General features: G+C 53.2%; 16 protein-coding genes. 15 read left to right on the top strand and 1 reads right to left on the bottom strand.

The window, feature by feature from the left end; genetic code table 11:
• Window positions 1-70: 70 nt before the first annotated feature.
• The 8 genes from U5L07_01660 (at window position 71) to U5L07_01625 (ending at window position 12591) form a co-directional block, all read left to right on the top strand.
• A complete protein-coding gene (locus U5L07_01660; GenBank protein MDZ7830438.1) occupies window positions 71-2176 on the top strand; it encodes an SDR family NAD(P)-dependent oxidoreductase in 2106 nt (701 codons plus the stop codon).
• Between the two features lie 29 nt (window positions 2177-2205).
• Window positions 2206-4938 carry an SDR family NAD(P)-dependent oxidoreductase gene (locus U5L07_01655; GenBank protein MDZ7830437.1) on the top strand — a complete coding sequence of 911 codons (2733 nt, stop codon included), beginning with the start codon at window positions 2206-2208 and terminating at the stop codon, window positions 4936-4938.
• Window positions 4939-4967: 29 nt separating this feature from the next.
• Window positions 4968-6176, top strand: coding sequence for an acetyl-CoA acetyltransferase (locus U5L07_01650; GenBank protein ID MDZ7830436.1), 1209 nt, complete (start codon window positions 4968-4970; stop codon window positions 6174-6176).
• Window positions 6177-6189: 13 nt separating this feature from the next.
• Window positions 6190-8049: an acyl-CoA dehydrogenase gene (locus tag U5L07_01645; GenBank protein MDZ7830435.1), complete on the top strand. Its 1860-nt coding sequence runs from the start codon at window positions 6190-6192 to the stop codon at window positions 8047-8049.
• Window positions 8050-8407: 358 nt separating this feature from the next.
• Complete coding sequence (locus U5L07_01640) at window positions 8408-9583, top strand: iron-containing alcohol dehydrogenase (GenBank protein ID MDZ7830434.1); 1176 nt, start codon at window positions 8408-8410, stop codon at window positions 9581-9583.
• Between the two features lie 39 nt (window positions 9584-9622).
• Window positions 9623-10036, top strand: coding sequence for an SCP2 sterol-binding domain-containing protein (locus U5L07_01635; protein MDZ7830433.1), 414 nt, complete (start codon window positions 9623-9625; stop codon window positions 10034-10036).
• A gap of 9 nt (window positions 10037-10045) precedes the next feature.
• The gene (locus tag U5L07_01630) at window positions 10046-11926 is read left to right on the top strand and encodes an aldehyde ferredoxin oxidoreductase family protein (GenBank protein ID MDZ7830432.1); all 1881 of its coding nucleotides are present in this window, start codon (window positions 10046-10048) and stop codon (window positions 11924-11926) included.
• An 80-nt stretch (window positions 11927-12006) separates the two neighbouring features.
• The gene (locus tag U5L07_01625; protein MDZ7830431.1) at window positions 12007-12591 is read left to right on the top strand and encodes a TetR/AcrR family transcriptional regulator; all 585 of its coding nucleotides are present in this window, start codon (window positions 12007-12009) and stop codon (window positions 12589-12591) included.
• A gap of 1 nt (window position 12592) precedes the next feature.
• Here U5L07_01625 and U5L07_01620 read toward each other — a convergent pair whose 3' ends face one another.
• Window positions 12593-12871, bottom strand: coding sequence for a hypothetical protein (locus U5L07_01620; GenBank protein MDZ7830430.1), 279 nt, complete (start codon window positions 12869-12871; stop codon window positions 12593-12595).
• Window positions 12872-13021: 150 nt separating this feature from the next.
• Here U5L07_01620 and U5L07_01615 point away from each other — a divergent pair, with 150 nt between their 5' ends.
• The 7 genes from U5L07_01615 (at window position 13022) to U5L07_01585 (ending at window position 18188) form a co-directional block, all read left to right on the top strand.
• Complete coding sequence (locus U5L07_01615; protein ID MDZ7830429.1) at window positions 13022-13354, top strand: DUF4404 family protein; 333 nt, start codon at window positions 13022-13024, stop codon at window positions 13352-13354.
• Between the two features lie 95 nt (window positions 13355-13449).
• On the top strand, window positions 13450-14298 hold the full coding sequence (locus U5L07_01610; GenBank protein ID MDZ7830428.1) for an alpha/beta hydrolase: 849 nt from the start codon (window positions 13450-13452) through the stop codon (window positions 14296-14298).
• Window positions 14299-14346: 48 nt separating this feature from the next.
• On the top strand, window positions 14347-15438 hold the full coding sequence (locus U5L07_01605) for an AI-2E family transporter (protein MDZ7830427.1): 1092 nt from the start codon (window positions 14347-14349) through the stop codon (window positions 15436-15438).
• Window positions 15439-15484: 46 nt separating this feature from the next.
• Window positions 15485-16162, top strand: a complete 678-nt coding sequence (locus tag U5L07_01600) for a lipid A deacylase LpxR family protein (GenBank protein MDZ7830426.1) — start codon at window positions 15485-15487, stop codon at window positions 16160-16162.
• A complete protein-coding gene (locus U5L07_01595) occupies window positions 16066-16548 on the top strand; it encodes a DUF2219 family protein (protein ID MDZ7830425.1) in 483 nt (160 codons plus the stop codon). Before U5L07_01600 ends, U5L07_01595 begins: the two co-directional genes overlap by 97 nt.
• A 68-nt stretch (window positions 16549-16616) precedes the next feature.
• Window positions 16617-17420, top strand: a complete 804-nt coding sequence (gene thyX, locus U5L07_01590) for an FAD-dependent thymidylate synthase (protein ID MDZ7830424.1) — start codon at window positions 16617-16619, stop codon at window positions 17418-17420.
• Between the two features lie 12 nt (window positions 17421-17432).
• On the top strand, window positions 17433-18188 hold the full coding sequence (locus U5L07_01585) for a thioesterase (GenBank protein MDZ7830423.1): 756 nt from the start codon (window positions 17433-17435) through the stop codon (window positions 18186-18188).
• Window positions 18189-18200: the final 12 nt, after the last annotated feature.

Genomic DNA, 18200 nt, shown 5'->3' with positions numbered 1-18200 from the left:
AGTGCCGCAGATACAAGGAACTATTAATTCATATCAATCCTAATTCGTTAATGCATGAGGAGAAATCAACATGGCGCTAAACCTGGATGCCATCGGCAAAAAGATCGGGCCGGTTACCAAGGATTATACCTGGAGGGATGTTGTCCTCTATGCCCTTGGGGTCGGCGCCGGTTTTAATGAACTGGAGTATGTGTACGAAAGGGACCTGAAGGTTATCCCAAGCTTTGCAGTGGCGGCGATTTTTGAGTTTCTCTCCCACATCGGCTCAAATGCCAACATCGATCTTTCAGGCATACTTCACGGCGAGCAGGATCTGATTATCCACAACCCCATTCCCACCGAAGGGACCCTAACCACCGAAGGCACCATCACCCATATCTACGACAATGGTAAGGACAAGGGGGCGGTGGTTGTCGGTGAAAGCGAGACATACCATTCCAACGGGAAAAAGCTCTTTACCGCCATTATTACCCTTGTGGGGCGCAAAGACGGCGGCTTCGGGGGGGAGCCGGCCCCCAAATCAGAGGTAAAATTCCCGGATCGGGCGCCGGACTTTGAAGTAGAGGGCCGTCCGTCACCGGATCAGCCCCTGCTCTACCGGCTGTCCGGAGATGTGTTTCAGCTGCACGTGGATCCGGAATTTGCAAAAATGGCTGGTTTTGAGCAGCCGATTATGCACGGTCTCTGCACCCATGGGTTTGCCTGCCGGGCGTTAATTAACAGTTTGACCCCTGGCGAGCCGGAAAAACTTCGACGCATGAAATGCCGTTTTTCAAGACCCCTCTATCCTGGTGATCCCATTAAAACCCGGATCTGGAAAACCGAAGATAACCAGGCGGTGTGGCAGACTGTCAATAGCCGAACGGACGAGGTGATCATTACCAACGGGGTTTTTGAATATGGTGAAGTTCCCAAGGACGAAATCCGATTTGATGACCAGGTGGCGGTGATCACCGGGGCAGGCGGCGGACTGGGCCGGGTATATGCACTGGAACTGGCCCGGCGGGGGGCCAAAGTCGTGGTCAACGATTTTGGCGGAAGCCGGGACGGCACCGGCGGGGCCGCAACACCCGCAGACGAGGTGGTAAACGAAATCAAGGCAGATGGCGGCCAGGCAGTGGCCAATTACGATAACGTGGCCACCCCGGACGGCGGGGAAAATATCATCAAAACCGCCCTGGATGCATTCGGCACCGTGGACATTCTGATCAATAATGCGGGTATCCTGAGAGATAAGAGCTTTGTCAAGATGGAGCCGGAAAACTGGCAGACCGTTGTGGATGTGCACCTAAACGGCGCCTATCACGTAACCCGCCCGGCAGTTAAAGTTATGCGGGAAAAGGGCTACGGCCGGATTATTATGACTACCTCTGCGGCCGGGCTGTATGGCAATTTCGGCCAATCCAACTACAGCGCCGCCAAAATGGGCCTGGTCGGGCTGATGAACACCCTCAAACTGGAGGGAAAAAAATACAATATCCGGGTCAACACCGTGGCGCCCCTGGCCGCCTCAAGGCTAACCGAAGATGTGCTGCCCCAGGATCTGCTGGATAAGGTCAAACCCGAATTCGTGGCCCCGATTGTGGTCTATCTCGCCTCCGGCCGCTGCAAGGAGACCGGCTTTATCTATAATGCCGGCGTGAACAGCTTTAACCGGGCCGCGGTGGTGACCGGCCCCGGGACAACCCTTGGCGACGGCGAGAATCCGCCCACCATTGAAGCTGTTATGGATCAATTTAACGCCATTGACAGTTTAAAAGGCGGCAAAGAATATTCAGAACTCAACGAACAGGTAGGCGACGTGATCAACGCATTTTCCAAGCCTTCGCAGCAAACCGGCGACAGCAGCGGAAAAATGACGTCGGTGCCGGCGGTCTTTGATGCCATGGCCCAGGCCTTTGATCCGGATGCCGCAAAAGGCGCGGACGTCATATTCCAATACCACATTTCCGGCGATGACAGCGGCGACTGGTATTGCGTGATCAAGGACCAGCAGTGCACCATTGAATCCGGGGTCCATGAAAAACCGACCTGCACGCTTAAAATGAAGGATTCGGATTTTCTGGATATGATCAACGGGACCCTGCCGGCCATGCAGGCATATACCTCCGGAAAATTAAAAATCGAAGGCGATATCATGAAATCTCAGTTGATCGAAAAACTGTTTAAGATGTAACCCGTATAAACCATACAGGAGATGAAAAAATGATTGGGATTACTGATTACGGTGCATATATTCCCCGCCTGCGGTTAAACCGCATGGCGATCTATGAAAACATGGGATGGTTTGCCCCGGCCATTGTCATGGTGGCCCAGGGGGAGCGGTCCATGTGCAACTGGGATGAAGACGCCATCACCATGGCGGTTACGGCTTCCAAAGAGTGCCTGACACAGCATAAAAAAGAAAACTTGGATGGCCTCATGCTGGCCTCCACCACCTTCCCATTTGCCGACCGGCAGAATGCAGGCATTTTGTCCACGGCACTTAATCTGCGGGCGGACATCATGACCGCAGATTTCACCTCTTCTCAGAAAGCGGGCACCAACGCCCTGCTCGCAGCCATTGAATCCGTCAAAAGCGGAGAGCGTGACAGTTTATTGGTGTCAGCCACGGATAAACGCGAAACCAAGCCCGCCTATTTCCATGAGATGTGGTTCGGCGACGGCGCAGCCGCGTTTTTAATCGGAAATACGGATGTAATTGCCGAATTCAAGGGCTCCTATTCGGTCTCCTATGATTTTATTGATCACTACCGGGGCGCACTCAAGCGCTACGACTACAACTGGGAGGAGCGCTGGGTACGTGACGAGGGCTATTCCAAAATCATTCCTGAAGGTGTCAACGGCCTGCTTGCCAAGCTGAATATCACCATGGATGATGTGGACAAGCTGGTCTATCCCTGCTTTTTCAAGGCAGAGCATAAAAAAATCGCCAAAAAACTGGGGGCGGCCCCGGAAAAAGTGATGGATAACCTGCACGAGGTCTGCGGGGATACCGGATGCGCCCACCCCATGCTGATGATGACCGCGGCCCTGGATGATGCCAAGCCGGGCGACCGGATTCTGATGGCGAGCTTCGGCCAGGGCTGCAGCGCCTTCTATTTTGTTGTCACAGAGAACATCCTGAACCTTAAGCCGCGGGATAAGTTTAAGAAGACCCTGGAAAACAAGGAAACCATCGATAAATACGCAAAATTCCTTGAATTCAGAGATATTATTCAGCCGGATATGGGCATTCGCGCCGAAGCCCCCACCCAGACCGCACTCACCACCCTATGGCGAAGGCGAAAAATGATTCTGGGCCTGGTTGGCGGTAAATGCACCAAGTGTCAGACGCCTCAGTTTCCCAAGACCGATGTCTGCGTCAATCCCCACTGCCGTGCCCGGCATACCCAGGAGGATTATGAGTTTGCCAATATCCCGGCTAAAATCAAAACCTTTACCGGCGACCTCCTGGCCGTTTCCGTGGATCCGCCGCACACTTACGGGATGATCCAGTTTGAGGGCGGCGGCCGGTTTATGGCCGACTTCACGGACTGCAAGCTGGACGAGCTGAAAGTGGGCCTGCCGGTTTACATGATGTTTCGTAAACGCACGGAGGACAAAAACCGCGGATTCGTCAACTACTTCTGGAAGGCAGCGCCTGTTCCCGGGGCAGCCGAAGAGATGAAGAAAGTCCGCTTTGACGGCCAGGTAGCGGTAATCACCGGTGCCGGCGGCGGACTGGGCCGGATATACGCCCTGGAACTGGCCAAACGCGGGGCCAGCGTGGTGGTAAACGACCTGGGCAGCGCCCGCGACGGCTCCGGCGAGGGATCAGCCACCCCTGCGCAGCAGGTGGTAAATGAAATCAAGGAATTCGGCGGCCAGGCAGTGGCCAATTATGACAATGTGGCCAAGCCGGAAGGCGGGGAAAACATTATCAAGACCGCAGTGGACGCCTTCGGCCGCGTGGATATCGTTATAAACAACGCCGGTATTTTAAGGGATAAAAGCTTTGTCAAGATGGAGCCGGAACATTGGCAGGCCGTACAGGCGGTGCATCTAAACGGCGCCTACAACGTTACCCGCCCGGCAGTTAAGGTAATGCGGGAGCAGAAATACGGCCGGATCATCATGACTACCTCCGGGGCCGGACTTTACGGTAATTTCGGCCAGAGCAATTACTCATCCGCCAAGATGGCGCTTATCGGCCTGATGAACACGCTTCGCATCGAGGGGCAGAAATACAACATCAATGTGAATACCATTGCCCCGCTTGCCGGTTCCCGGTTAACCGAAGATATCATGCCCCCGGATATTTTTGAAAAAATGAAGCCGGAATTTGTCTCCCCGATAGTGCTCTACCTCTCAAGCGAAGCCTGCAATCAAAGCGGCAAGATATTTAATGCCGGCATGGGCTATTACAACCGGGCCGCCATACTGACCAGCCCGGGGGTTCAGCTGGGGGATGCGGAAAACCCGCCTACACCCGAGCAGGTCAGCGAAAACATCGATAAAATAAATGACCTGGACGGCGCCCAGATCTATGAAGACGCCAATGCGGCCCTTTTTGGGCTGGTCTCGCCCCCGCAGCCCAAAAAGGTAGCCGGCGGCGGGGAGGAAGCCGGCGGCAGCGGCATGCGCGTAAAGGACGTGTTTGATAAAATGCCGGATGCATTCAATCCGGATGCCGCCAAAGGCGTGGACGTGGTCTTCCAGTATTCAATCTCCGGTACTGACGGCGGCGACTGGACCGTAACGGTCAAAGACGGCACCTGCGAGGTGGCGCCCGGCAAGGCGGAGAAGCCCACCTGCACGCTGAAAATGGCGGACGGGGATTTTGTGGATATGATCTCCGGGAGGCTCGATCCCATGAAGGCGTTTACGTCCGGGAAGTTAAAAATTGACGGGGATGTGATGAAATCCCAGTTGATCGGCAAACTGTTTTCATTTTAATAAATACCTCACTTAAGGAGGAATGAACCATGGCTACAGGAATAAAAGATAAAGTCGCCATCATCGGCATGGGATGCACCAAATTTGGTGAACGCTGGGATGTGGGCGCTGAAGAACTCATGCTGGAAGCCTATGAGGAGTGCCTGGCAGACGCCAATATTGAGGATACCGAGATTGAAGCCGCATGGTTCGGCACCTGCATGGATGAAATCAATGTGGGTAAAACCGCCATGCCGCTGGCCACCACCCTGCGCCTGCCCATGATTCCGGTCACCCGGGTGGAAAACTACTGCGCCACCGGCACGGAAGCATTTCGCGGGGCCTGCTACGCCGTTGCTTCCGGCGCGTATGACATCTGCCTGGCCCTTGGTGTTGAAAAATTAAAAGATACCGGCTATGGGGGGCTTCCGGCAGCCGGCTCCGGCTCGGGCTCCCTGCTCTGGCAGTGGTGGCCCAATCTGACCGCCCCCGGCTCTTTTGCCCAGCTTGCCAGCGCATATTCGGCAAAGTATAAAATCAAGGATGATGAACTGAAACGGGCCATGGCCCATGTTTCCGCAAAAAGCCATGCCAACGGGACATTGAACCCCAAGGCCCATCTGCAGAAAGCCGTCACCGAAGACCAGGTAATGGCATCTCCCATTATCGCTCATCCGCTGGGGCTCTTTGACTGCTGCGGGGTCAGTGACGGCTCGGCCTGCGCCATCGTCACGACGCCGGAAATGGCTAAGAAAATGGGAAAAAAGGATTTTATCACCGTCAAGGCCCTGCAGCTGGCACTTAGCAGCGGCGAGGAGCTGGGCTATGATGAATGGGACGGGGATCACTTCATGACCACCTCAAAATGCAGCACCAAGGCCTATGAAGAGGCAGGCGTGACCAACCCCCGGGAAGAGATCAGCATGATGGAACTCCATGACTGCTTCTCCATAACAGAACTGGTCACCTACGAGGACATGCATATCTCCGAACGGGGCAAAGCGGTCTATGATATCATGGACGGGTTTTATGATCTGGACGGCCAGGTCCCCTGCCAGGTCGACGGCGGACTCAAATGCTTCGGCCACCCCATTGGCGCATCCGGCCTTCGGATGCTCTATGAAATGTATCTGCAGCTCCATGGCCGGGCGGATAAGCGCCAGCTTGAAAATCCGAGGCTTGGGCTTACCCATAACCTGGGCGGGTTTCCGTTCCAGAATATCTGCAGCATATCAATTATCGGCAAACACGAGGGATAGAAGGAGTAGTCTTATGGCACAACAGTATATCGCAGACAGGCGGGACGTTGATTTTGTCCTGTATGAACAAATGGATGCGGAAAAATTAACCAAGACCGAAAAATACGGGGATCTGAATAAAAAGGCCCTGGACATGGTGATTAACGAAGCCAGAAACTTTGCGGTAAAAGAAATTCTGCCCACTTATGCCGAGGGCGACCGGAACGGGGCCAGATATGAAAACGGCCAGGTGATCGCCCCGGAGTGCTATCGCCGGCCGCTGGAACTTTTCCGTGAGGGTGAGTGGATCGCCATGACCGAAGATCCCGAAATCGGCGGCCAGGGCCTGCCGCATCTGATTGCCCAGGCGGCCAATGAATACCTGATCGGGGCCAATTTCGCGTTTGCCGCCTTTGCGGTGCTGGGCCACGGCACCGGCAAAATGATCGAGCTTTTCGGCACTGAGCAGCAGAAAGAAATGTTTCTCAATAATCTGTATAACGGCAGATGGGGCGGCACCATGGTGCTGACCGAGTCCAATGCCGGATCCGATGTCGGGAACCTTGAAACCACGGCGGTGAAAAATGATGACGGCACCTATTCCATCACCGGCAACAAAATCTTTATCACCAACGGCGACCAGAATATGACCGAAAACATCATCCATCCCGTGCTCGCCCGGATTGAGGGGGCCCCCAAGGGCAGCAAGGGGATCTCGCTGTTTATCGTGCCCAAGATCTGGGTCAATGAAGACGGGAGTCTGGGCGAACCCAATGACGTGGTGCCCACCGGGATCGAGGAAAAAATGGGCCTTCACGGCAGTCCCACCACAGCGCTGGCCTTCGGCAGCAAGGGCAAATGCCGGGGTCTTTTGCTGGGCGAAGAAAACAAGGGCATGCGGGTGATGTTCTACATGATGAATGAGGCCCGGCTCGGGGTCGGCCTCCAGGGGCTGAACCACGCCTCAGGCGCCTATCTCTATGCCGTCAATTATGCCCGGGAAAGACTCCAGGGCAAAGATCTCATGCAGATGTCCGATCCGGAGGCCCCGGCTGTGCCCATTATCACCCATCCGGACGTTCGGCGCATGCTTATCTGGATGAAAGCTTACGTGGACGGCATGCGGAGTTTCGTCTATTATGTGGCCTCGCTGTTCGACCGGGAAGAACTGGCGGATTCGGATGCGGAAAGGGATACGGCCCAGGGGCTGATCGATCTTTTGACCCCGCTGGTCAAAGCTTACTGCACGGATGTGGGCTATGATGTCTGCGTTCAGGCTATCCAGGTTTACGGCGGGTACGGATACACCTGCGATTATCCGGTTGAGCAGCTGACCCGGGATGCCAAAATCGCCTCCATCTATGAGGGCACCAACGGCATCCAGGCCATGGATCTGCTCGGCCGAAAACTCGGCATGAAGAAAGGCCAGGTGTTTATGGATTTTCTGGGCGAAATCCATAAAACCGTTGCCGAGGCCAAATCCATTGAGGCGCTCTCGGATATGGCAACCCGGGTAGAGGAGGCGGTCAGCCGGCTCGGCGAGGTGGCCATGCACATCGGGAAAGCCGCCATGTCGGAAAAGGTAAAAACCGCGTTTGCCGAGGCCTATCCGTTTCTCATGGTCACCGGCGACGTGATTATGGCATGGATGCATCTGTGGCGGGCGGTTGCGGCTGCCCCCAAACTTGAAAAACTTGCCGGCAGCTTAGATGATGCGGCCCGGCTTGAAAAAGCGGAGAAGAACAAGGACGCCGCCTTCTACGACGGCCAGCTGAGAACCGCCCAGTACTTTATCCACTCCATCCTGCCGCAGACCCTTGGCCGGATGAATGCGGTGCAGCAAAGCAATGATGCGCCGGTTCAGATGAGTGAAAAATCATTCGGCGGCATGTAACGGTAAGATGAAAAATAAGAGGTTTCAGGTTTCAGTGTTCAGGCTTGCCCGCATTCGAAAGGCAAATCTTTCCTGACACCTGAAACCTGAAACCTTTAGCACACGACGCGCAATAAAATAAAGCGCATATTTCCATCCAGCTTTCTCAGGCGGCCGGAGATTTATCAGGACCTATGGGCGCACGAAACAGATATCCTACGAATAATCGATGTTTTCGTATAGCCTGCTTTTTTATAACCCCCCATTTTTCTTGTATTATGCGGGAAATTACTTGACGGGAAAAATAAGGGCTGCTAAAAAAACTAAGCTGGTCGGCCGACTTAATTTTAATTCTGCAATCCCAATCAAGGAGCGCGTCATGTTACCTGAATTCTTTGCATTCTACAGTCCCACCAAGGTTGTGTATGAACCTGGTATCATTTCTGATTTAAAACCTGAGCTTGATATTATCGGCATCAAAAAATACTTTGTTGTCTCCGATCATATCCTCAATGACATTGGCCTGGTTCAGAAGCTGGCTGACGGACTTGCGGAAGCCGGCTGTGAAATGGTGGGCACCTTCCTCGATGTCAAGCAGGATGCCCGGTTAAGTGATGTAAATACATGTACGGAAGCGGTTAAAGCTTCCGGTGCCGAAGGCATCATCTCCATTGGCGGCGGCAGTGTCATTGATACAGCCAAGGCGGTCAATATCATCTTCTCCGAGGGCGGTGATCTGGTCGAGGATTATTCCGGCGGGCATCTCCTGACCCGGCCGTTAAAGCCGCATATCGTTGTCCCCACAACTGCCGGCACCGGCAGCGAAGTCACAATGGTGGCGGTTATCTATGACGAGGAGAATAAGGAAAAACTCGTTTTTGCAGATAAATTCCTGCAGCCGAATCTGGCTGTACTGGATCCGGAAGTTACCTTTTCATTGCCGCCGAAACTCACGGCTTCCACAGGTATGGATGCCCTGACCCATTCCATTGAAGCCTATGTGGGAATTGAAGCTTCGCCTTTTTCTGACGCCTTTGCTGCAGGGGCCATCGAACTGATCATGAAATACCTTGTAGCCGCTACTGAAGACGGCGAGGACGCAGAAGCCAGGGGCGCCATGTTAATTGCCGCCGCCATGGCCGGCATCGCATTCACCCATTCCATGGTCGGGTGTGTCCACGGCATGGCCCATGTCACCGGCGCCCTCTTCCGGGTACCCCATGGAGAGGCCAACGCGATTTATCTACCGTATGGCATGGAATATAATTTCGAAGAAATTACGGAAAAGCTCGCCCGCCTGGCCCCGGTTATGGGAGAGACCGTCTCCGGCCTGCCTGAGGAAGAGGCTGCCCAAAAAGCCATTGAAGCGGTCCGGAAGCTGACCGGCAAGCTTCACGAGCTGGGCACCCTGCCCATTAAATTGAGCGAAGTCGGGGTCCCCGAAGACGGACTGGCGGATATCGCCGAAGGTACGGTTAATGACGGAACCTCTTTTTACAATCCCCGCGAAGTTGAGCCGGAAGAATTATTGCCCTATATCCAAAGGGCCTTTTAATAATTAAACACATTTCAACAATATCGAAAGGGAGGAATTATGGGTTTATTCGAAAGTACTGAAAAATTTGAAGAGGTCTTGGGCGGTTTTTTCCGGGAATTGGCGGAGACGCCCCATATTGCAGACAAACTGCTTAAATCAAATCTGATCATTCGGTTCAAGTACACGGATCCGGACCTAATTATCGTGGTTGACTGCTCAGGCGATAAAATCGATGTCCGGCCCCATGACACGGAGACCAAGGCAACAGTTGAAATGTCCATGACCGCTGACATTGCTCACAAATTCTGGTTCGGCAAGGTCAACCTCACCAAGGCCCTGACCCGCAAGGAAATGGTTGCCAAGGGGCCGATTCCCAAAATCCTGAAGCTCCTCCCGGCAATCAAACCAACATACGTAATGTATCCCAAGTATCTGGATAACAACGGATACAGCGAATACAACATTCATTAGGAGGCTACTATGGGCGGCTATGCAGGCCAACTCCTCTACATCGACCTCTCATCCGGGAAAATTGAAAAAAAACCACTGGATAAGGCGTTTGCCCGGAAACACATCGGCGGCCTGGGATTCGGCGCGCAGATTTATTTTGATCTGATAAAGGATGATCCGGCTATCGATGCGCTGGATCCGGGCAACCCCTTTGTTCTGATGACCGGGCCGACTACCGGCTTCAAGCTGGATGGCGCTGCCAGATGGACCGTCGGCACAAAGTCACCGTTGACCGGCGTCTGGGGGGACAGCAATATCGGCGGATTTTTTGGGTCCCGGCTGAAATTTGCCGGCTATGACGGCATTGTCATCACCGGCCAGGCGGAAAAGCCTTCCTTCGTTTTTATCAATAACGATACGGTTGAAATCCGGGATGCCGCCGCCTATTGGGGAAAAGATATTTATGAAACCGATGCGGCCATGGTGTCTGACTTGAAATCCGAAACCGGCCGCACGGGCACGGTCTTCTGTATCGGGCCGGCCGGCGAGAATCTCGTTAAATATGCATCCATTATTAACAGTAAGCGCCACGCCGCCGGGCGGGCCGGTATGGGGACGGTCTGGGGCGCCAAAAACCTGAAAGCCATCTATGTCAACGGCACCGGAAAAATTGACGCCGCGGCTCCGGAAAAACTCGCTGAGATCAAGAAGGACCTAAAAGAGGTCTACGAAGAAAGCATTTTCATTGATGCCATCCGTGCCAGCGGTACCCCGGCCCATATTGATGTCGGCAGCCTGGCCGGCGATGTGCCCATCAAAAACTGGCTGATGAATGAATGGGATCAGATTGATGATATCGGCCCCACGGAAATCGAGGAGAAAATCCATGCCGGCCACAGAACCTGTTATGGCTGCAGCGTGGCCTGCAAAAAAGAGGCGGAAGTAAAAGACGGGCCCTTTAAAATGGCCAAGGGCCCCTCCCCGGAATATGAGACCGTGGCCACTTTCGGCTCCATGTGCCTGAATGCAGACATTGAATCCATTGCCAAAGCCAATGATATCTGCAACCGCTACGGCATGGATACCATTACCTGCGGCGCCACCATCGCGTTTGCCATTGAATGCTTTGAAAACGGGCTGATTTCCGCATCCGATACCGGCGGCCTTGAATTAACCTGGGGCAACGCCTCAGCCATTGTGGCCATGACGGAAAAAATCGGCAAAAGAGAGGGTCTGGGCGCCCTTTTGGCCGAAGGCAGTGAAGCCGCGGCCCGGCGGCTTGGAGGAAATGCCCCGGATTTTCTGACCACGATCAAGCGCATGGAAGCGCCGATGCATGACCCGAGAAGCGCCCACGGCTATGCACTGGCGTATGCCGTCTCCCCCCGGGGGGCATGCCACGAGGCCAGCCTTGATTTTAATGTAGAAGGCGGCTCCCAGCTCATCCCGGAAATCGAAGAACTGGCCGCGGATTACGAGGAATTCAGCAGCCAGGATCGGGCCCGGTTGAATGTGGCCTGCCAGGACTATGGGATGTTTTTTTCATCCTGTGCGGTCTTCTGTAACCTGGGTGCAGTGCCATTGAGCGCCACACAGGCCATATCCATCATAAATGCGACAACCGGTTTTGATTACACACTTGAAGAGATCATGCAGGCCGGCCGCCGGCTCTGGTATCTCAAGCGGGGCCTGACCAACCTGTTCGGCGCCCGGGCAGAGGATGATCAGGTGCCCAGCCGGCTGATGACCGAACTCGATGACGGCCCAACAGCCGGCAGCCTGCCGGATATGGACCTGATGCTTCGGGAATTCTACGAACTGCGGGGCATTCATCCGAACGGCATTCCCGATCCGGCGGTGCTGGAAAAACAGGAACTGGGCGATCTGGCCGCGCTTTTGCGCCGGGTTTAACTATTGCTTTCCCAGCGGGCCCTGTATTTTCTCTGTATACGGGGCCCGCTGTTTTTATAAGGGGATACGGGAAAGTTTCCATGAGCGACAAAATTGCCGCCAAGCAGGCTGAAAAGCGCCAGCAGATTATTGAGGCTGCCACCCAGGTCATTGTCCAAAAGGGCATTGACAAAACCAGTCTGACCGATATCGCCCAAGCCGCCGGAATCAGCAAAGGCAGCCTGTATTACTATTATGCCAGCAAAAATGACCTGATTTTCGATATCACTGAAGCGCACATCAGCCAGATCTCCAGCAACCTGTTTGATATCATTGAAAACCATCATGACAATGCCGAGTGGAAGGACATATTAAATATTCTCTTTGAGCGGATTATGGCGGCTGAGACCCGGGGCCGGCTTCATCTGTATCTACTGCAGCAGGCGTTAAACGGCAATGATGAACTGGCGGAGCGGTTCCGCAACAAATACCGGGATTGGAACGTCATGATCCAGACAGGATTTGCCAAAATCGATCCTTCCGGTGCGGCTGACAATAAGGTGCTCTCTACACTCATCATTACGGCCCTGGATGGCTGCCTGATCCAATCCATGCTGGGACTTGAGATATCCCCATGGACTGAGATCATTAATTATTTAGATGTCAAGGTGCCGCTCTCCGGATAGATCAATCCCCCTCCGCTGCATCCAGCCCCCATTCAGCCAGAAATACAAGATAGCCCTCCCCGATTCTGGTTTGACGGAAATACCGGTCGCAATAATACATCCGGCACCCATAGGGCCGGGAATCATATATCAGGCAGGTGCCGTTGGGTGACAGATGAGGGCAGGCCCTGGCAATCCGGTTATCATTTAGCTGTAAATCCACCACCGCCCCGGTTTCCGGATGCCGGCCGCAGCATTCATACAATTTATCCTCAATCGCGCAATCTTCACAGGGATTCATGGCATCCACTTTCTGTTTTTTGGCTTAAAAAACCGGGTCGCGCTACAGCCGGGCATGGCTTTAAGCATCATGGCTTTAAGCAATTGATCTTTATCGAATCATTTGATAGAAGGAAAGCGTTTTATAATTAAAAAGAAAGGATGATGCGCTATGCTCAAACATACCCTGGAAAAGATAGAAGCCAAAATCAAGCAGTCCCCCAACATACCGGAAGAAAAAAAAACCGAATATTTTGATCTTTTGAAACAGTTAAACAATGAGATCAATGAATTAGACAAGACCGATCACGAGAAAGCAAAGAGCGTAAAGGAGTTTACAAAAGCGGCGGCCCATGAGTCCACCCGGGAGGAAATCAACCCCCGGCTCTTTCAAATCGCACTTGACGGTCTGTCCTCATCGGTCCGTGAATTTGAGGCCTCCCATCCCAGACTAGTTCAGACGGTCAATTCCATTAGCACGTTTTTATCAAAAATCGGTATCTGACTTGAATTGACAAAAGGCCCCGCGGCAGCTAACCGCGGCAATCATTTATATGATTCGGCAACCATAACCAGCATCTCAGGCAGCAGAGGTTAATCATGACCACAAATACGGAATTCAACGGCTCCTTCAACGGTTCAGCGGATGTTCCGATTTTTTATCGCCAAATCCAGGCCGCCCCGGAACGCGGCCGGATTTTAATCGCGCACGGACTTGGCGAGCATTCCGGCAGATACCATCATGTCATGGAACGGCTGCTGCAAAAGGGGCTGTCCGTATGGGCCATCGACCACCGGGGACATGGGCAGAGCGGGGGCAAGCGGGGGCATATCCAAAGATTTGATCAATATATTGAGGATCTCCAGCAGATGATGAAACTCGTCCGGACGGATATGCCTGAAAACATGAAATGCTTCCTTTTGGGCCACAGCATGGGGGGGTTGATCGTTTTAAATTACGCGGAAAAACATCCCCACATGATCGACGGCGTAATCGCCTCTTCTCCGGGCCTTGCCCCGGCTGACAAAATACCGGTTATTAAGGGGGCTGCCGGCCGGATCATGTCCAAAATATGGCCGGCAATGGCCTTAAACAATGAGGTGGACTCCCGGTTTTTAAGTCATGACACCAAAGTCGTATCCGATTATGACAATGACCCGCTGGTTCATCCCTGGGTTACCGCCCGCTGGTTTACGGAGTATGTGGATGCCATGGCCGATACGATCCGCTCTGCCCCGTCGATTAAAACCCCCATTCTCATGCAGGTGGCGGGGGATGACCATTTGGTATCGGCACAGACCGCCCGTAAATTCTTTGACAGCCTCACCGTGAAAGATAAGACCCTACATTTTTATGAAGGGCTCTACCATGAAATCTATAATGAAGCCCCGAAAGACCGGGAGCGGGTACTGGCAGATCTTGAAAAGTGGGTTAATGGCCACCTATAATTTTTTGCTATTTGATTCCCGCTGAGCGAGGGCTGGCCTATGCTGAGCATGCTGCGTGATTGGTTGAAAAAACGGTTTTCCGATCCCCAGATCGTCATTCTCTGGGCATTTCTCATTGTTGGTTTTTTGCTGATCATTCTGCTCGGCGATATGCTCAAACCCGTATTCGCCGGACTGGTCATCGCCTATCTGCTTGAAGGGGGGGTGCTCCGGCTGCAGCGGTTCCGGGTGCCCCGAAAAATTGCCGTATTGCTGGCTTTTACCGCGTTTCTCATTTGCCTGCTGCTTTTGGTTGGCGGGCTGCTGCCGCTCCTGTCCCGTCAGATCGCCCAGTTAATTCAGGAACTGCCGATTTTAATTGCCAACGGCCAGAAAGAATTGATGCAGCTGCCGCAAAAATATCCCGAACTGGTTTCTGAATCCCAGATTCAACAAATTATTGATTTTTTGAAATCCGAATTGACCCGACTGGGTCAGACGGCTTTGGTCTTTTCCGTGGCTTCGGTTAAAAACCTGATCACCATCCTGGTCTATCTGGTGCTGGTGCCCTTCCTGGTGCTGTTTTTCCTCAAAGACAAGGATCTGATCATCGAGTGGGCAAAAGGCTTTCTGCCCACAAACCGGGATCTGGCCACCGAAGTCTGGGATGAGGTCAACCTTCAAGTCGCCAACTTTATCCGCGGCAAGCTATGGGAAATCATTATTGTCTGGAGCGCCAGTTATGTTACCTTTACCGTGCTCGACCTGAATTTCGCCATGCTGCTTTCTTTTTTTATCGGCATTTCCGTGCTTGTGCCGTATATCGGCGCCACGGTAATGACGATTCCGGTGGCGTTGATGGCGTTTTTCCAGTGGGGGATCGGCCCGAATTTCATGTATACCATCATCGCCTATGGGATTATTCAATTGATAGACGGCAATATCCTGGTTCCCCTGCTCCTCTCCGAGGTGGTCAATCTCCATCCGGTGGCGATTATCGTAGCCGTGCTGGTATTCGGCGGGTTGTGGGGCGTCTGGGGTTTATTTTTTGCGATTCCCCTGGCAACCTTGGTTCATGCGGTCATTAAAACCTGGTTCAGCAAAAAAACCCCGTTCGAGGGCCAACCACCGGCTCACGGGACACCGAATCTAGACCATTAACTTTTATTTTATTCAACCACAGACAGAGACACAGACAGAGAAAAAAATGCGGAACTGGACAAACATTTTTTACAGATCATTTTTTAGCCTGCTGCTGATTTTTACACTTATCGGATATCCCAGTGATGATCTCACAGCGGAAAAACTGCAGCGCGACCTAAGCACTTTTACCATTTATCTTGAAAACGATATTTTCGCCGGAGAAGATCAGGGTTACACCAATGGGCTGAAGCTGACCTGGAGCTCGCCGATCTATCAGGCCTATCCGTCCAAGGCATGGCCGCATCGGTGGCTGTATCCGATACTCAGAAAACTCCCGTTTAAAGACTCCGAACAAAACCGGAACAACATCACCTACTCCCTCGGTCAGAATATCTATACCCCGCAAGACATTGAAGAGGAGGACTTGATCGAGGATGATCGCCCCTATGCCGGAATCACATACGGCAGCATTGGTTTTCACAACCGGACGCCGAAAACAATGGATACCCTGGAGCTTTATCTGGGGATGGTGGGCCCCCACTCATATGCGGAAGAAAGCCAGCAGGCCGTACACGCCCTGTTCAATGATAAGGACCCCAACGGCTGGGACAATCAGCTGGATGATGAGCCGGTGCTCGGCATCGTATACAGCCACAAAAAAAGCTTGTTGACTCGGACATCGGCAACACTTTTGGCTATGAGTGCATTCTGGACACCGGCGGCGGCCTCGGCAACGCCATGACCTTCTACAACCTGGGGCTTACGCTTCGCCTGGGCTGGAATATGCCCAATGATTTCGGAAATTTTCCCATCCGGCCGGCCAGCGCTTTTAACGGGGCCTTTGATGCGCGCGATCCCCGGATGACGCCGGATAAAAATTTCGGTCTGCACCTGTTTTGCTCTGTTGACGGAAAAGCGGTCTTAAGGGATATATTTTTAGACGGCAATACATTCTCAGACAGCCACAGCGTGGACAAAAAGCCGGTGGTGGCCGATTATGTCACCGGCCTGGGAATAATAATGGGCAAGGTCAAGCTCAGCATGGCCTACGTGATCAGAACGGAATCATTTGAGGAACAGGACGGCAACCAGAAATTCGGCTCCGTCAACATGTCGATTTCATATTAAACGGCCTTTTCCTGCCCGGACCATCTGAAACCTAAATTTGGTTAAACCAACCCCGAAAAGGATCGTCCATGCAAATCATAGAACAGCCCAAAGTCTATTTGATTGCCAAAACTCAGCTCGTCCGGGAGGGTCTTGACGCCTATTTAAGTGACATCGGCAGTCCGGATTGGGCACCTGAGCCGGATGTCTCGGACGGTGAAAACCTCGCGGAAGCCGCCGGCCGTATGTGCTACCGGAGCTGGCAGCCCTATGATCCGGAAAAACCGGAAGCTACCAATCCCAATGTTTCCCAGGTGCGTCGCGGAAATGAGCGCTATCTGGCCAATGTGTTAAAAAGCGGCCATGGGTCGATCCTGGAGCATGTAAACATGACCTTTATCTGCCGCCATGTTTCCCGGGTCTTTACCCATGAGCTGGTCCGGCACCGGGCCGGTATGGCCTACAGCCAGGAAAGCCTGCGCTACGTCCGGCTGGACGACCTCTCCTTCTGGATGCCGGAGGCGGCCCGGAACAACCCGGCAGCCAAGGAGAAATTTGAGTCAGTGATTGATTTTCTGGAAAATACGCAGAAAGAACTGGCAGAGATTTTCGGTATCCACGACTCATCGGATTTTACCGAAAAAAAGCATCTGACCTCCATGTTCCGCCGCCTGGCCCCCATCGGGCTCGGGACCTCCATTATGGTCACCGGCAATCTCCGGGCCTGGCGCCATATTATCGGCATGCGAACCGCCCCCGCGGCAGAAGAGGAAATCCGGATCGTGGCCGGCCGGATCGCCGATATCTGCAAACGCGAATACCCGAATATTTTCCAGGATATGGAGTTTGATCCGGCGTCCGGGACGTGGGGATTTGATTATGCTAAGGTTTGATGGAATAAAGCTATGAAATACGAAACCACTCTAAGTGTCCGATATGCCGAGACCGGGATCGAAGGCCGGCTCAAACCCGGCATGGTGCTAAACTACTTTCAGGATATTGCGAGCGACCACTGTGCTGATATGGGGGTTTCCGCGCTTGACCTGCTGCCGAAAAACCTGGCATGGGTGGTATACCGGTATCAGCTGCATATTTACCGGTATCCGGTGTGGAAGGAGCGGATTGCGCTTTATACCTGGCGGTATCCGGTGAACAACCTTTATGAACTCCGGCAGTTTGATGTATTTGATGAATCCCGTCGACTGATCATGACCGCCAAAAGCTCCTGGGTCTTAACCCGGCTGGATACCAAAAAGCCGGTCCGCCTGAAGTATCACATGCCGGAAGAACTTATGAACGGCCATCAGCTCCCTGTTGAAAATGATTTCTCCCCAATCCCCGAACTTAGTGAGCATACGTATACCCGGCCTTTTCTGGTCCGGCTGCATGATCTGGATTTTAACCGGCATGTCAACAATACCGTATACGTCATTTGGGCCCTGGAAAGCGTGCCCCAATCGGTGGCCGGCCATTGCCTGCCCCATGAGATATCGATTCAGTATCAGGGGGATGCGGTTTTCGGTGATCGCGTGACCGCGTTGACCCAACCGTTGGTCGAATCCTCCGATCACGCCTACCTGCATGCCATCTATCATGACGGACAGGGCGCGCCCATCACCCGTGTCATGACCCGATGGCAGCCTATCGGGAATTTTTCCTAAAACCTGTTACCT

Source organism: Desulfobacterales bacterium, assembly GCA_034520365.1.
Classification (GTDB): Bacteria; Desulfobacterota; Desulfobacteria; order Desulfobacterales; family Desulfosalsimonadaceae; genus M55B175.
Note: the sequence above shows the minus strand (reverse complement) of the source record. Positions and strands in the feature narration are given on the sequence as shown.

Coding starts and splice junctions, on each gene's coding strand:
- U5L07_01660 (MDZ7830438.1), top strand. CDS start 71: ATGGCGCTAAACCTGGATGCCATCGGCAAAAAGATCGGGCCGGTTACC.
- U5L07_01655 (MDZ7830437.1), top strand. CDS start 2,206: ATGATTGGGATTACTGATTACGGTGCATATATTCCCCGCCTGCGGTTA.
- U5L07_01650 (MDZ7830436.1), top strand. CDS start 4,968: ATGGCTACAGGAATAAAAGATAAAGTCGCCATCATCGGCATGGGATGC.
- U5L07_01645 (MDZ7830435.1), top strand. CDS start 6,190: ATGGCACAACAGTATATCGCAGACAGGCGGGACGTTGATTTTGTCCTG.
- U5L07_01640 (MDZ7830434.1), top strand. CDS start 8,408: ATGTTACCTGAATTCTTTGCATTCTACAGTCCCACCAAGGTTGTGTAT.
- U5L07_01635 (MDZ7830433.1), top strand. CDS start 9,623: ATGGGTTTATTCGAAAGTACTGAAAAATTTGAAGAGGTCTTGGGCGGT.
- U5L07_01630 (MDZ7830432.1), top strand. CDS start 10,046: ATGGGCGGCTATGCAGGCCAACTCCTCTACATCGACCTCTCATCCGGG.
- U5L07_01625 (MDZ7830431.1), top strand. CDS start 12,007: ATGAGCGACAAAATTGCCGCCAAGCAGGCTGAAAAGCGCCAGCAGATT.
- U5L07_01620 (MDZ7830430.1), bottom strand. CDS start 12,871: ATGAATCCCTGTGAAGATTGCGCGATTGAGGATAAATTGTATGAATGC.
- U5L07_01615 (MDZ7830429.1), top strand. CDS start 13,022: ATGCTCAAACATACCCTGGAAAAGATAGAAGCCAAAATCAAGCAGTCC.
- U5L07_01610 (MDZ7830428.1), top strand. CDS start 13,450: ATGACCACAAATACGGAATTCAACGGCTCCTTCAACGGTTCAGCGGAT.
- U5L07_01605 (MDZ7830427.1), top strand. CDS start 14,347: ATGCTGCGTGATTGGTTGAAAAAACGGTTTTCCGATCCCCAGATCGTC.
- U5L07_01600 (MDZ7830426.1), top strand. CDS start 15,485: ATGCGGAACTGGACAAACATTTTTTACAGATCATTTTTTAGCCTGCTG.
- thyX (MDZ7830424.1), top strand. CDS start 16,617: ATGCAAATCATAGAACAGCCCAAAGTCTATTTGATTGCCAAAACTCAG.
- U5L07_01585 (MDZ7830423.1), top strand. CDS start 17,433: ATGAAATACGAAACCACTCTAAGTGTCCGATATGCCGAGACCGGGATC.